The sequence below is a fragment of the Arcobacter sp. genome (assembly GCF_050300555.1).
Lineage (GTDB): Bacteria > Campylobacterota > Campylobacteria > Campylobacterales > Arcobacteraceae > Arcobacter.
The window spans coordinates 1-14,952 of sequence record NZ_JBNKXY010000004.1 but is presented as its reverse complement, the minus strand read 5'-3'; the positions used below and the strand labels follow the sequence as shown (position 1 = coordinate 14,952).

General features: G+C 29.9%; 14 protein-coding genes. 5 read left to right on the top strand and 9 right to left on the bottom strand.

Annotation, left to right across the window (positions count from 1 at the left end):
- Position 1: 1 nt before the first annotated feature.
- The 6 genes from ccoO to ACQY5W_RS03830 form a co-directional block, all read right to left on the bottom strand.
- Positions 2–685 carry a cytochrome-c oxidase, cbb3-type subunit II gene (gene ccoO / locus ACQY5W_RS03855; protein WP_428023628.1) on the bottom strand — a complete coding sequence of 228 codons (684 nt, stop codon included), beginning with the start codon at positions 683–685 and terminating at the stop codon, positions 2–4.
- A gap of 15 nt (positions 686–700) precedes the next feature.
- Complete coding sequence (gene ccoN, locus ACQY5W_RS03850; RefSeq protein WP_428023627.1) at positions 701–2,167, bottom strand: cytochrome-c oxidase, cbb3-type subunit I; 1,467 nt, start codon at positions 2,165–2,167, stop codon at positions 701–703.
- Positions 2,168–2,369: 202 nt separating this feature from the next.
- The gene (gene smpB, locus ACQY5W_RS03845) at positions 2,370–2,840 is read right to left on the bottom strand and encodes an SsrA-binding protein SmpB (RefSeq protein ID WP_428023626.1); all 471 of its coding nucleotides are present in this window, start codon (positions 2,838–2,840) and stop codon (positions 2,370–2,372) included.
- Positions 2,833–3,609, bottom strand: a complete 777-nt coding sequence (locus ACQY5W_RS03840; protein WP_428023625.1) for a 4-(cytidine 5'-diphospho)-2-C-methyl-D-erythritol kinase — start codon at positions 3,607–3,609, stop codon at positions 2,833–2,835. Before ACQY5W_RS03840 ends, smpB begins: the two co-directional genes overlap by 8 nt.
- On the bottom strand, positions 3,610–4,458 hold the full coding sequence (gene truB, locus ACQY5W_RS03835; protein ID WP_428023624.1) for a tRNA pseudouridine(55) synthase TruB: 849 nt from the start codon (positions 4,456–4,458) through the stop codon (positions 3,610–3,612).
- 7 nt (positions 4,459–4,465) lie between these two features.
- On the bottom strand, positions 4,466–6,520 hold the full coding sequence (locus tag ACQY5W_RS03830; protein WP_428023623.1) for an ATP-dependent helicase: 2,055 nt from the start codon (positions 6,518–6,520) through the stop codon (positions 4,466–4,468).
- A gap of 118 nt (positions 6,521–6,638) precedes the next feature.
- Here ACQY5W_RS03830 and ACQY5W_RS03825 point away from each other — a divergent pair, with 118 nt between their 5' ends.
- On the top strand, positions 6,639–7,538 hold the full coding sequence (locus tag ACQY5W_RS03825) for a LysR substrate-binding domain-containing protein (protein WP_428023622.1): 900 nt from the start codon (positions 6,639–6,641) through the stop codon (positions 7,536–7,538).
- A 22-nt stretch (positions 7,539–7,560) separates the two neighbouring features.
- On the opposite strand, the gene ACQY5W_RS03820 is transcribed toward ACQY5W_RS03825, so the two are convergent.
- Genes ACQY5W_RS03820 through dapB form a run of 3 tightly spaced genes read right to left on the bottom strand, consistent with a single transcriptional unit; the run spans position 7,561 to position 10,669 of the window.
- Positions 7,561–8,562, bottom strand: coding sequence for a TIGR01212 family radical SAM protein (locus ACQY5W_RS03820; protein WP_428023621.1), 1,002 nt, complete (start codon positions 8,560–8,562; stop codon positions 7,561–7,563).
- Positions 8,537–9,886 carry an amidophosphoribosyltransferase gene (purF, locus tag ACQY5W_RS03815; RefSeq protein WP_428023620.1) on the bottom strand — a complete coding sequence of 450 codons (1,350 nt, stop codon included), beginning with the start codon at positions 9,884–9,886 and terminating at the stop codon, positions 8,537–8,539. The genes ACQY5W_RS03820 and purF overlap by 26 nt, the downstream gene beginning before the upstream one ends.
- Positions 9,887–9,895: 9 nt before the next feature.
- Entirely contained in the window at positions 9,896–10,669 is a 774-nt protein-coding gene (dapB, locus tag ACQY5W_RS03810) for a 4-hydroxy-tetrahydrodipicolinate reductase (protein WP_428023619.1), read from the bottom strand.
- A gap of 348 nt (positions 10,670–11,017) precedes the next feature.
- On the opposite strand from dapB, the gene ACQY5W_RS03805 reads away from it, so the two are divergent.
- The 4 genes from ACQY5W_RS03805 to ACQY5W_RS03790 form a co-directional block, all read left to right on the top strand.
- Positions 11,018–11,785 carry a fumarate reductase cytochrome b subunit gene (locus ACQY5W_RS03805; RefSeq protein WP_428023618.1) on the top strand — a complete coding sequence of 256 codons (768 nt, stop codon included), beginning with the start codon at positions 11,018–11,020 and terminating at the stop codon, positions 11,783–11,785.
- Between the two features lie 10 nt (positions 11,786–11,795).
- Positions 11,796–13,778 carry a fumarate reductase flavoprotein subunit gene (locus ACQY5W_RS03800; RefSeq protein ID WP_428023617.1) on the top strand — a complete coding sequence of 661 codons (1,983 nt, stop codon included), beginning with the start codon at positions 11,796–11,798 and terminating at the stop codon, positions 13,776–13,778.
- Positions 13,778–14,503: a fumarate reductase iron-sulfur subunit gene (locus ACQY5W_RS03795; protein ID WP_428023616.1), complete on the top strand. Its 726-nt coding sequence runs from the start codon at positions 13,778–13,780 to the stop codon at positions 14,501–14,503. The genes ACQY5W_RS03800 and ACQY5W_RS03795 overlap by 1 nt, the downstream gene beginning before the upstream one ends.
- A 10-nt stretch (positions 14,504–14,513) precedes the next feature.
- Positions 14,514–14,952, top strand: a 439-nt coding sequence (locus tag ACQY5W_RS03790; RefSeq protein WP_428023615.1) for a fumarate hydratase, incomplete at its 3' end; no start/stop codon positions are given.

Here is a 14,952-nt window from a genome sequence, read left to right as displayed (position 1 = left end):
CTTATTTTAAAGAATTCATATACGCGATAAGCGCTACAATCTCAGGAATCTGACCGTTCGCTACGGCATCTTTTACAGCTTGATTTTTCATATCTGCAGCTATAACTTTTGCTTCTCTTAAAGCTTCAGCTTTTGCTTCTTCAAAAGTTCCTAATGGAACATCTACTTTACCATCTCCGTTTAAATCAACATCATATGGTGTATTAAATACATTTTTAACTGTAACAGCTTCTCCATATGCAGTCTCAACATCAGCAATATTTGAAAATTGATGTGCATAAGATGGCATAATTGAACCTGGAACAACAGAAGCAGGAGCCATCATATGATTTTCATGCCAATCTGTAGTTCTATAATTTCCAACTCTCATTAAATCTGGACCAGTTCTTTTTGATCCCCATAAAAATGGTCTATCATAAGCATATTCACCAGATAATGAATACATACCATATCTATCAGTTTCTGATTTAAATGGTCTAATCAATTGAGAGTGACAAGCATTACATGAATCTTTAATATAAACATGTCTACCTGTTAACTCTAAAATTGAATATGGTTTTGTACCAACTGTTGGTCTACTTTGTTTTGCAAAATCAGGTATAACTTCAATAATACCTGCAAATGCAATAAATATAAATACTAATACCGCAAAGAAAAACGGTCTTTGTTCGAACCAATGAAACATAATAATCCCTCCTTCTTATGCAGCTACTGGCGTTGCGTTAGTTGGTTCTTTATCAAGAACTCTACCTGCTGTTGCCGTTTTATACATATTATATGCAAACATAAAGAAACCAATTAAGTACATTAATCCACCAACAGCTCTAATTGTATAGTAAGGTTGTAATACATTTACTGTATCAATGAAAGAATAAACTAATGAACCATATTCATCATATGCTCTCCACATCATACCTTGAGTAATTCCCGCAATCCACATTGATGTAAAATATAATACAATCGCAGTAGTTTGTAACCAGAATTGTGTATCCATTAAAGATTTAGAATAAATTTCTCTACCATACATTCTTGGTGCCATATGATATAAAGCAGCCATAATCATAAATACTAGCCAACCTAAAGTACCATCATGTACGTGTCCTGGAATCCAGTCAGTAAAGTGTGCAATAGCATTAACTGATTTAATTGATTGAATTGGACCTTCAATTGTTGATAACATATAGAATGTTGATGCTAATATCATAAATTTAATTAATGTATTAGATTGTAACTGTTGCCACTCACCCTTCATTGTTAAAAGCATATTAATAGCAGATCCCCATGATGGTAAAATTAAAACAACTGACATTACAGAACCCATAGTTTGCATCCAATCTGGAACAGTTGAATAAACTAAGTGGTGTCCTCCAGCCCATAAATAAACAAATAATAATCCCCAGAAAGCTAATATAGATAACTTATATGAGTAAACATTTTGTCCTGATTCTTTTGGCAAGAAGTAATAAATCATAGCAATTAATGGAACAGTAAATACGAAACCAACTGCGTTGTGTCCATACCACCACTCAACTAAAGCATCATTTGTTCCTGCATACATAGAAACTGAGTGATACCAGTTACCATATCCAGATACTAACGCTGTTGGAACTTCCATAGAGTTAAAAAGGTGTAACATTGCAACTGCTAAGAAAGATGCAATAAAGTACCAAATAGAGATATATAATGTTCTCTCTCTTCTAATTCCGATCATTCCAAAAATACCAACACCCCATAAAACCCACCATAAAGTGATAAGGATATCTATTGGCCACTCTAATTCAGCATACTCTTTAGAAGTTGTAATACCAGCTAATAGTGTAACAACTGCTAAAAGAATCGTAATGAAATAAAGCAAGAAATGTAATTTACCAATGGCCATTAAAAATGGTGATTCTTTCAAAGAAACTTTTAAAACTCTTTGAGAGATGTAATACCATGAAGCAAAAATACCACTAAGAGTAAAACCAAAAGCAACACCATTTGTATGTAAAGGTCTTAATCTACTAAAAGTACCATATTCACCAGCTAAATTATTTAAGCTAGGGAACGCCATTTGGAATGCTAGAATAACACCAACTAACATACCAATGATACCAAACAGAATTGTTGCAAATGTAAAGGCTTTTGCAATTGAGTAATCATACTCGATTTGTGCACCGTTTTGCATCAATCTCCTCCTACTAATTTTTTTATACAAGTCACAGTTCTGTCACTTATGATAGGATGTTAACGAATTCGGAATAAATCTAAGCTTAATTATTAGTTTTTTTTTTATGTTTTTTTTTTAAGATAAATTTAATATTACGAAAGGTAACTAATAAAATTATTTCTATTTTTTATTGACTTTTTTAATAAAAAATAGAGTAATTTTACCAGTTTTTAATTGCTTGTTCTGATTCTCTTTTTAAACTCTTTTCTTTTAGATCTGCTCTTTTGTCATATAGCTTTTTACCTTGTGCAGTTGCTATTTGTAATTTTGCAAAGTTTTTGTCATTGAAGTACAGTTTTAAGGGAACTATTGTTATTCCATCTTTTGTTACTTTTTCAAAAAGTTTATCTATTTGTTTCCTGTGAAGAAGTAATTTTCTTGCTCTACTTTCATCTGCTCTATATGTGGCATGAGTAGTCTCTAAATGTGAAATATGCATGTTCAAAATAAAGACTTCATTTTTTATAATTCTTACATAAGAATCTTTCAAATTTACTCTTCCATCTCTTATGGATTTTACTTCACTTCCAAGAAGTTCTATACCCGCTTCAAAGCTTTCAAGTATAAAATAATCATGAAATGCCTTTTTATTCTTAAATGATAAATTAATATTTTTTTCTTTTTTAGCCATTATTTTTTACCTTAAAAAAACTACTTCCACTACCACTAAAAAACCAATTCTCTTTTTCATACTCTTTTAACAAAGGATAAGTATCCAGTGCTGGTTCATATAGGTCATTTGCACTTGATATATTAAGTTCTTTTAGTATGTCTTTTGAATTCATATTTAAAAGTTTATCTTTTTCTTCAAGGGAAACTTCTTTATAAAATTTTTCCCTAAAAGAAGTAAATATTTTACCAGTATTACACTCTATTTTAGGAGTTACAACTTCAATATCAAGCGCTTCTTCCTCATACTTTTCAACAATTTCACCAATACCTGTTACATTTGCACTATCATACTCATATATAAAAAAAGGAACATCAGCACCTATTTTTGCACCTATCTTTGCCAATTTTTCTTTAGAATAATATAAATCAAAAAGCTTATTTGCCATTATTAAAAAAGTAGCAGCATTTGAACTTCCACCACCAAGTCCTGCAAATTCTGGGATTTTTTTATCAACTTTTATACTATATATTCTAAAGTAAGCATCAATTTTAGGACAATTTTTTCTTAATTCTAAAAATGCTTTATATATTGTATTTTTTTCTAAAGGACATCCAAAATCACCTATTAAAGTAAATTCACCCTTTGGGTTTTCTGGAATAATAGTGATTGTATCATATAAATTTTTTACCCTTACAAACCTAGAAACTAATTCATGATAATTATCTCTTTTTCCTGCAATTTTAAGAAAAGTATTTACTTTTGCATATGATTTTGCACTTATATTCATTTATATCATTACCTTATTTAATATGTATTTTACTTCTCCATTATCTATTTCAATAATTGAAAAGAAATCATTAAATTTTACTAAATATTTACCATCATTTTTTTCATCAAGATATTCAATCAAGATTTTTTTACCTTGCTCAAAATATGATTTGTCACCACTATAATTTATCTGTTTTATATCCAAATAATCTAAAGGATTTAAATCTTTTTCATTCTCATAAAAAAACTCTCCTTCATTTAGCCTATTTAAATATGATAAAGTACCAACTCTATTTAATTTTTCAAGTAAAATTTGAGCTAAACTTCTTATGTAACTTCCTTCACTCACACTTGCTTCAAAAGTTATAAAAGGATGGCTATAAGAGATAAACTTTGTTGCGTAAATATTCATTTTACTTTTTTTAAGCTCAACTGCTTTACCCTCACGGGCTAAATTATAAGCCCGTTCACCATCAATCTTTTTAGCAGAAAATTTTGGTGGATAATACTCTATTTCTTTTTCTAAATTTTTTAACTCATTTTTTATATCATTAATATCTAATTTATTTTCTTCATTGATAGACATGATATTTTCTATGTCAAGGGAATCAGAAATTGCACCTAACCAAATAACTGCCCTATAAGTTTTTGGAGTCTTCTTCAAAAATTGAAAAAGCTTAGAATACTGTCCAAAAGCAACTATTAAACAACCCTTTGCAAAAGGGTCAAGTGTCCCAGAAAATCCTGCTTTTTTGTTTTTGTATTTTCTTTTTATTTTATTTAAATAAGAATTTGAACTAATAAACATGGGTTTATTTACTACAATTAACTTATTTAATGGCTCTTTATTATAAACTCTTTTTTGCATGAAATTTTTATGCTTTTTCTACAAATGATGAAAGAATATCTCTTTTTGTTCCACCAAAATTTATTGTAAGTTTAAAGTCTTTTCCAGCTTTAACAGCTTTTTGAACCCTTCCCATACCAAAAATCTTATGTTGAACTAAATCACCTTTTTTGTATGATGATGATTGTTGTTGAATTGTTAAACAACCTTTTATTAAACCTGATTCAGTTAAAAATCTACTTTTTAATAAAGTTGTTCTTTTCCCCTTATAAAATCTTGAATGAACAAAACTACAAGTTAAATTATCCATAGCCCTTGTAAATGCAACATATCCAAGACGTCTTTCTTCTTCTGCGTCACTTCCATCACCAATTATAGGGAAAAATCCCTCTTCCATACCTATTATAAATAGATGTTTATACTCTAAACCCTTTGATGCGTGAATACTCATCATTGAAATTGCTTCATTTTCTAATTCAGTATCTTCTGTCCCTAAAGCAATTTCATTTAGAAAATTATCTAACTCTAATAGTGGATTTTGAATAAAATAATCCCTAACATATCCATAAAACTCATCAATATTTGCTTGTCTTTCAAAACCATCAGGTAGATTTTCAAATGATGCTCTAAAATCAAAAGTATCCTCAAAAGTATCAAGGAATCTCATTTTTGACTCTTCTAATGTATCTTTTAAATCCAATATTGAAGCTAAAAATACTTTTAAAGTTCTAGAGTTTTTCTTTCCTACTATTACACTTAACTCTTCAGGAGAAAACTCTTCAATTATTTCAAAAATTGGTTTTTTTAATTCAATTGATTTCTCTTCAAGCTTATCAATTGTTGTTTTTCCTATACCTCTTTTGGGTTTATTTATAATTCTTTTTAAAGAAAAATTATCATATGAATTTGTAATTATTCTAAAATATGCAATTAAATCTTTGATTTCAGCTCTCTCATAAAACTTCATTCCACCCACAAGTTTATAGTTTAATCCTGCTTTATTAAAGCCCTCTTCAAGTGATCTTGAAAGTGCATTTACCCTAAATAAGATAGCAATATCACGCCCTCTTACACCACTATCTAATAGCTTTCTAATATCTTGAACAATTTTTCTTGTCTCTTCATTTTCATCATGGGATTCATAAACTTTTACACTATCACCTTTGGCTCTTGTACCAATTAACTTTTTACCTAATCTATCACGATTGTGTTCAATTAGCTGATTTGCGTGGTCAAGTATTGTATCAGTTGATCTATAATTTTCTTCAAGTTTTACTATTAAAGTATTTTCAAAATGCTCACTAAAATTTAAAATATTTTTAATAGTTGCTCCCCTCCAACCATAAATTGATTGGTCATCATCACCAACTACACATAGGTTACTGTGAGTCATGCAAAGAAGCCTTAAAAGCTTATATTGAAGTTCATTTGTATCTTGATACTCATCTACCATTATATATTGATATTTGCTACTTGTTTCTTTTGCCAACTCTTTATTATTTGATAATATTTTATAAGGAAGTAAAAGTAAATCATCAAAATCAACTAAATTATTCTTCAATAAATAGTTTTCATATTTTTCATATACATCTGCAACTTGTTGATAAATCTTAAGTTCAGCTCCTGCTTTTACTTGAATAGGATCTAATAATGTATTTTTATATTTTGAAATCTCTGATACAAGCATGGCAACAGGTATATCTTTTTCTATGGTTTTTAATATTCTTTTTTTGTCATCTGTATCTATAATTATAAAATTGTTTTTTCTATTTAATTCACTCATATAAAACTTTAAAAAGAGTAAACCAAACTTGTGAAATGTACATAAAATTGGGGGTGTATTTACATTTGAGCCAATCATTGAATAAGCTCTTTCTCTCATTTCAGTAGCTGCTTTGTTTGTAAATGTAAGTGTTAAAATTGAAGTTGGGTCAATACCTATAGATATTAAATATGCCAATCTTGTAGTAATAGTTTTAGTTTTACCAGAACCAGCACCCGCTAAGATTAATAAAGAACCATCAATATGTTTCGCAGCCTTTTGTTGCGATTCATTTAAATTTGCTAAAAATTTTTCTGACATTTTAACTCCAATAAGTTATCTATTATATCAAAAATAAAATAAAACTATTAAAATTAATATTTATATATATAAATAAATGTTATCATTCTCATAATTAATAATAAAAGGTTTTGAAAAAATGCTTAATGATTTTGCAAAAGTAAATACTTTTTTAACAGTGGTTAGAGAAAAATCTTTTTCAAAAGCTTCTGCTAAACTTGGTATTTCTCAACCTGCTGTAACACAACAGATGAAATTCATCGAAGACTATTTAGAAGTTCAAGTAGTTGATAGAAAGAAAAATGGCATAAGACTTACAAAAGAGGGTCAAATGCTTTACAATATCGCTCAAAAAATTGAAAGATGTGTAAGTAATGGTGAAAAAGAGTTACTTAAAATTATGAATAAAAACGTAACTTTTATGTTTGGTGCTTCATTTATCATTGGTAATTATATACTACCTAGATTTTTAAATCACCTAAAAGAAAATATTCATAATGATGTATCTATTAATGTATCTGTTTCCCACAAGACTATAGAAGATTTACTTGATAAAAAAATAGATTTAGCCTTAGTTGAAAACTATATTCCTGATGAAAATATCATCTATAGGGAGTGGATGGAAGATGAGATTGTAATATTTTCTAATCAAAAACTTCCTTTACGAGCTAAACCTGAAGATTTATTATCTTATAAATGGGTTTGTAGAAATCCTGATTCTAATACAAGAATGATATTTAAAGAAAATCTAGATCGTGCTAATTTCCCTGATTGTGACCAATTTGATGTTACGAGTGAAGTAACAAGTGCTACTACTATTGTACAAACTGTTTTACACTCAGATACTACACAAGCTCCAACAGTATCAATTGTATCTAGAAATGCCATTGATTCTTTACTTAAATCTGGTGCACTATATGAATCAAGAATTGGTAATACAAAAATGACTAGAAAACTATATATTGCTTATAGAAAAGATAGAAAACATGATGCTTTTATAGAAAATGTAGTTGATTATCTTCTTAAAATCAAAACTTAATTTGTATCTTTTTAGATACAAATTAATATCTCAATCCCTCTTTTACTAAAGCTTTTTTTATTTTTTGTATTTGCTCATGTTTATTTTTACACCAATTAGGTGCTAAAAGTGTGTTATCATCAATTCCTGCGGTTATTCTTTGTATAGAGATATTTTTTGGAAGCATTTTTATAGATTTTACAACTGTATCTATATAAAGTTCTTCACTTATTGGCTCAAATTTTCCTTTTAGATATTTAGCGGTTAAAAGTGTATTTTTAACAACATATAAAGGATGAAATTTAATTGAATCAACTTTTAGTGCAATAGTTTGACCAAGTGTTTCTAACATCATCTCTTGAGTTTCATTCGGTAAGCCATAAATTAAATGTCCACAAACATTTAAATTTCTTTGTTTAGTTTTTATAATCCATTCTTTCATATTTGAGACATTATCGCCTCTATTTATTTCTTCAAGAGTTTCATCATAAAAACTTTGTATCCCATACTCTACCCAAATCTCTTTGTCTTTTGATAACTCTTGCAAAAAATCTAAAATCTCATCGGTCATACAATCAGTTCTTGTTCCAATACTTAAGCCTATTACATTTTCAAATGATAGTGCTTTTGTATAAAGAGCTTTAAGGGTTTCAAGTGGTGCATAAGTATTTGTAAATGATTGAAAATAAACTATAAATTTTTTTGTTCCAAACTTATTACCAAGTCTTTGTTTTGTGGCATTAAATTGTAATTCCAATTGTTTTAGTTGCTGTTGCAAATATGGATTTGAAGGATTTGAAGGATGCAGTTTAAATTTTTGTTTTTTTTCTTGTAAATTGGGAGAGAAAGAGTCATTTTCACAAAAACTACATCCACCCTTTGCCACTGTACCATCAATATTTGGACAAGTAAATCCAGAAATAGATACAGGAACTTTGTAAATGGTTTCACCAAACTTACTTCGGAAATATTTTCCAATAGTAAGTAGGTTTTCTAGGCTATTTTTTTTTATGTTTTTGCTATTTTGTAACGAAATAGTCACCATTAAAACTTTCTAAAGCATAGTTTCTATCATTACCTATAGATTCAGTTAAATCTTCTACAGATAGATATTCTAAAGAATCTGCTTCAATATATTCACAAACCTCATCTTTAGTCATTCTGTGAGAGATTAACTCCTCTTTTGTTGGAGTATCTATTCCATAATAACAAGGAAATTTTATCTCTGGACTTGCAACTCTAAAGTGAACTTCTCTTGCTCCTGCTTCTTTTAACATCTTAACAATTCTTTTTGATGTTGTTCCTCTTACAATTGAATCATCAATAACAAGTAATGATTTACCTGCAATTAAAGATCTCATAGGAGATAATTTCATTCTAACTTTTAGATTTCTCATCTCTTGTGTAGGTTCTATAAAAGTTCTTCCTACATAATGATTTCTGATAATCCCATATTCAAAAGGAATTCCACTCTCAACAGCATAACCAAGTGCAGCAGGAACTCCAGAATCTGGAACAGGTACAACCATATCATAAGTTATAGATTTACCTTTATCATTTCTAGCTAAAGCTTTACCCATATTTTCTCTAGTTCTATATACATTTTTACCATCAATTACAGAATCAGGTCTTGCAAAATATACATATTCAAAAGCACAAGGTCTAAACTCTGGTTGATAAAGTTGAATTGATTCTGGTTCTTCATTCTCTTCATCAAAAATTAACATTTCACCTGGATCTACATCTCTTATAAAATCTGCATCAACTAAATCAAAAGCACACGTTTCACTTGCTACTATATAACCACCAGATTTTAATTTTCCTAAAGATAATGGTCTAATACCATATCTATCTCTAATAACAAACTGTTTTGATCGTGATTGAATAATAAAACAGTAAGCACCAACTGTTTTATCTAAAGCTTCTTTTATTCTATCTCTTAATCTATCTTTAGAATTTTTTGCAATTAGATGAATAAGATTTTCTGTATCCATTCCTGTTTGAAAAATTGCACCTCTGTCTATTAGTTCAGCTCTAACTTCATCTTTATTAATCAAATTTCCATTGTGTACAATAGATATTTCACCTAATTTATATTTAGCAAATACTGGTTGAGCATCCATAATAGAATCTCCCCCAGCAGTTGAATATCTGTTATGACCTATAGCCATATTACCTTTTAAATATTCCAATGCATCATTAGTAAAAACATCAGAAACTAATCCTCTATTTTTAATTGTATAGATTTTGCCATCACAAGATGAAGATATTCCCGTTGCTTCTTGCCCTCTATGTTGCATAGAAAACAAAGCTAAAGATGCTAATCTAGAAGCCTTTTCATTACCAAAAATTCCAACTATTGCGCACATATTATTTCCTTATAGACCTAAACAATCATTTATTGAGTATAAACCAGGTTCTTTATTTACAAGCCACTTAGCAGCTTTTATTGCACCTTTTGAAAAAGTATTTCTAGCTGTTGCAGTATGATTTAATTCAATAAATTCACCATCATTATACAATCCAACTGTATGCCTTCCAACGATGTCTCCACCTCTTAAACTCATAACTGCAATTTCATCTTTAGATCTTGCACCAATAATGCCATCTCTTCCTGAAACTCTAACCTCATCAAGATTCAAATCCCTAGCATTTGCTGCATGTTCTGCAAGTGTTAAAGCAGTACCTGAAGGTGAGTCAACTTTATGTTTATGATGTTGTTCTACAATTTCTATATCAAATTCTCTTAAAGTTTTTGAAGCGATAGCAACAAGTTTATTTAAAACTGCTACTCCTAAACTCATATTTGTAGAGTATAAAACTGGAACTAATTTACTTGCTTCTACAAGTAAATTTTGTTGATGTTTTGAAAATCCTGTTGTTGCAATTACTAAAGGCTTTTTATTTTTACCCTCAATAACTTCTGTAAGCAGACTCTCAGTTGCAGTGGGTGCAGAAAAATCTATAACAACATCAACACTTTCTAATAATGTTTTCATATCATTTGTTACTACTGTACCTTCTGGTACACTTTTTTTTAGTTGTTCAAAAACATGACAAGCTCCTAATTTAGCTTGCTCATCGTTTTGTAAATCATCAATTAAAAGTGAACCAACTCTACCCGTACTACCTACTATACCTACATTAATCATATTTTATTATCCTAAATGTTTTATAATATTAACAATAGCTTTTAGCTACTAAAATTACTTTTTACTATAGTAAATTATAATTAATTACTATAGTATTATTGTAAAACTTCTTTTGTATCACATTATACTTTCTTCAAGATTTTTATAAAATAAAGAAATAGTAATACATCTTAAAAGTGCTTAATAAAGTCGACATAATACTTAAAAAATATTAAGTATAAGGTTAATCAAAATAAGTTCATCTTCTCTTTGAAAAAGATTTTTTAAAAAATTTGTAAAGTCATATTAAAGACATATTCCTCATATAAACTTCATTTTTAGAATAAGTAATTTAAATAAGGAGAACAAATGAATGAAGTTATTGAAGCCTACACTGGCATAAGTCCACAAGGCAATAAAAGTAGAGTGCCAGCAAAACTTGATAAAGCATTAACTGCAACAGGAATTATACTTGCAATTTTTATGATGGGACATATGTTTTTTGTTTCTACAATTTTATTTGGTGAAAATGCAATGTATAGTGTTACAAAAATGTTTGAGCTAAACTTTATTTTTGATGAGGGACTTCCAATTGTTGTAAGTATATTTGTAGGAATAATTACAGTTATTTTTATAACACATGCAATACTAGGAATTAGAAAATTTCCAACATCATATCGTACATATCTTAGAATCAAAGAACATTCAAAAATGATGAAACACACAGATACTTCTATGTGGATGTTTCAATGGATTAGTGGTTTTATTATGATGTTTATTGCGACTATTCATCTTTATATTATGTTTACACAACCACAAAATATTGGTCCTTATGCAAGTTCATATAGAGTTGTAAATCAGCATATGTGGCTTTTGTATATGGTTTTACTAATTTGTGTTGAACTTCATGGTTCAATTGGATTATATAGAGCAGCAATGAAATGGGGTTGGTTTGATGGTAAAAATCCAAAAGAAACAAGAAAAACAATGTTAAAAGCAAAAAAAGTTGTTAGCTTTTTCTTCTTAGCTTTAGGAACAATCACTCTTCTAGCTTATGCAAAAATAGGTTTTGATAGAATTGACCTTGCTCCTAGTAAATATCATCCAAATAACTCTACACAACTAATTAATAAATAAAGGTTATAACATGAAAATTAAATATTGTGATGCTTTAGTAATTGGAGGAGGTCTTGCAGGTCTTCGTTCAGCAGTTGCTGCGGCACAAAAAGGTTTAAATACTACAGTTTTAAGTTTAGTTCCAGTTAAAAGATCTCACAGTGCAGCAGCTCAAGGTGGTATGCAAGCAAGTCTTGGTAATGCAAAAATGAGTGAAGGTGATAACGAAGATGTTCACTTTTCAGATACTGTGAAAGGTAGTGACTGGGGATGTGACCAAGAAGTTGCAAGAATGTTTGTGACAACTGCACCAAAAGCAATTAGAGAATTAGCATCTTGGGGAGTACCTTGGACTAGAATTAAAAAAGGAAATCATGAAGCAGTTATAAACACAAAAAGAACTACAATTTTTGAAGATGATGAAAAACATGGATTAATTAACTCAAGAGATTTCGGTGGTACAAAAAAATGGAGAACCTGTTATACCTCTGATGCAACAGGTCATACCATGTTATTTGCTGTGGCAAATGAATCATTAAAATTAAATGTAAATATAGAAGATAGAAAAGAAGCTATTGCTTTAATACACCATAATAAAAGATGTTATGGAGCAATCGTTAGGGATTTGATTACGGGTGAAATAGTAGCTTATGTTGCAAAAGGAACTTTAATAGCAACTGGTGGGTATGGAAGAATCTATGAAATTACAACAAATGCCGTAATTTGTGAAGGTATAGGAACTGCTATTGCCTTAGAAACAGGAATTGCAAAACTTGGAAATATGGAAGCTGTACAGTTTCACCCTACTCCACTTTTTCCATCTGGTATTTTATTAACAGAAGGTTGTAGAGGGGATGGTGGAGTTTTAAGAGATGTTGAGGGACATAGATTTATGCCTGATTACGAGCCTGAAAAAAAAGATTTAGCATCTAGAGATGTTGTATCTAGAAGAATGATGGAACACATGAGAAAAGGGAAAGGTGTTAAATCACCTTATGGAACTCACCTTTGGTTAGATATCTCTATTTTAGGACGAGAACACATTGAAAAAAATCTAAGAGATGTACAAGAGATTTGTGAATATTTTGCAGGTATTGATCCTGCTGATGAGGGTCAAAAAGGATGGGCTCCAGTTCATCCAATGCAACACTATTCTATGGGTGGTATTAGAACTAAACCAACTGGAGAGTCTCAAACATTAAATGGACTTTTCTCTTGTGGTGAAGCTGCTTGTTGGGATATGCATGGATTTAATAGACTTGGAGGAAACTCTGTTTCAGAAACTGTTGTTGCAGGTATGATTGTTGGGAACTATTTTGCTGATTATTGTATCAATAACCAAATAGATATTAAAACAGAAATTATTGAAAAATTTGTCCATGAAAAAAAAGCTTATATGATAAACTTAGTTTCTAAAAATAATGGAGAAAATGTATTTAAAATCAAAAATAGAATGAAAAAAATTATGCAAGAGTATGTTGGAATTTTCAGAGATGGAGAAGGTTTAGAAAAAGCAGTAAAAGAGCTTGAAGAGTTATATATTAAATCAAATAATGTAGCTGTTAAAAATAAACAACTGACTGCCAATTCAGAACTTGAAGAGGCATATAGAGTTCCTATGATGTTAAAAGTAGCACTTTGTGTAGCAAAAGGTGCACTTGATAGAACAGAATCAAGAGGTGCTCATACAAGAGAAGATTATCCAAAAAGAGATGATGTAAATTGGCTAAAAAGAACTCTTACTTCATGGGAATCTGGAGCTACTATGCCAACTGTTGAATATGAACCACTTGATATTATGAAAATGGAAATACCACCTGGATTTAGAGGTTATGGGGCAAAAGGTAATTTAATAGAAAATCCATTGAGTGCTCAAAGACAAGCTCAAGTTGATGAAATAGTAGAAAAAATGGAATCAGAGGGAAAAGACAGATATGAAATTCAAGAGAAACTTATGCCATTTCCACTTCAAGATGAATACAAAAGAAAAAATATTAGATTAGGAGATATATAATGAGCCGAGAATTAACTATAAAAGTCCTTAGATATGATCCACAAAATAAAAATAATATTAGAGCATACTTTGAAGATTATAAAATTCAAGAGGCACCAAGTATGACAATCTACATTGCTCTTACGCAAATAAGAGAGACTTTAGATGCGGGATTAAGTTTTGACTTCGTTTGTCGAGCAGGTATTTGTGGTTCTTGTGCCATGATGATAAATGGAAGACCACAACTTGCTTGTAGAACTTTGACAAAAGATTTACCAGATGAAATTATTTTACTTCCCTTACCTACATTTAGTCTCATTAAAGACTTAACTGTAAATACTGGAGTTTGGATGGATGCTATGAGTAAAAGAGTTGAATCATGGATTCACTCTTCTGAAAAAGTTGATATTGCAAATATAGAAATGCCAATTGAACCTGAAGTTGCCGATGCAGTATTTGAATTAGATAGATGTATTGAGTGTGGTTGTTGTGTTGCTGGATGTGGAACAAAACTTATTAAAGAAGATTTTGTAGGTGCTGTTGGACTAAATAGAATTGCAAGATTTGAGTGTGACCCACATGATGAAAGAACAATTGAAGATTATTATGAATTAGTTGGTGATGATAATGGTATTTTTGGATGTATGACACTTCTTGGTTGTGAAGATACTTGCCCAAAACACTTACCTCTTCAAAATAAAATCGCTTATATGAGAAGAAAATTAGCAACTGTAAAAGGTTCTTAAGGGGGACATTATGAAAAAAATAACCGAAGAAGATATAATCAATAGTATAGCAGACGCATGTCAATATATATCGTTTTACCATCCAGAAGATTTTGTAAAAGGAATGGTAGAGGCTTATGAGAATGAAAAAAGTGAAGCAGCAAAGAATGCAATAGGACAAATATTAATTAATTCAAAGATGTGTGCAATGGGTCATAGACCTTTATGTCAAGATACAGGGTCAGTTAATATTTTTGTTAAAGTTGGTTTAAATGCAAACTTAGACATAAAAAAAGAGTTAGTTGATTTATTAAATGAGGGGGTTGCAAAAGGTTATACAGACCCAGATAATACATTAAGATACTCAGTTGTTGCAGATCCTGCAGGAAAAAGAGTAAATACAAAAAACAATACTCCAGCAGTTATACATGTAACAGTTGATAATTCAGATGAATTAGATATCACTGTTG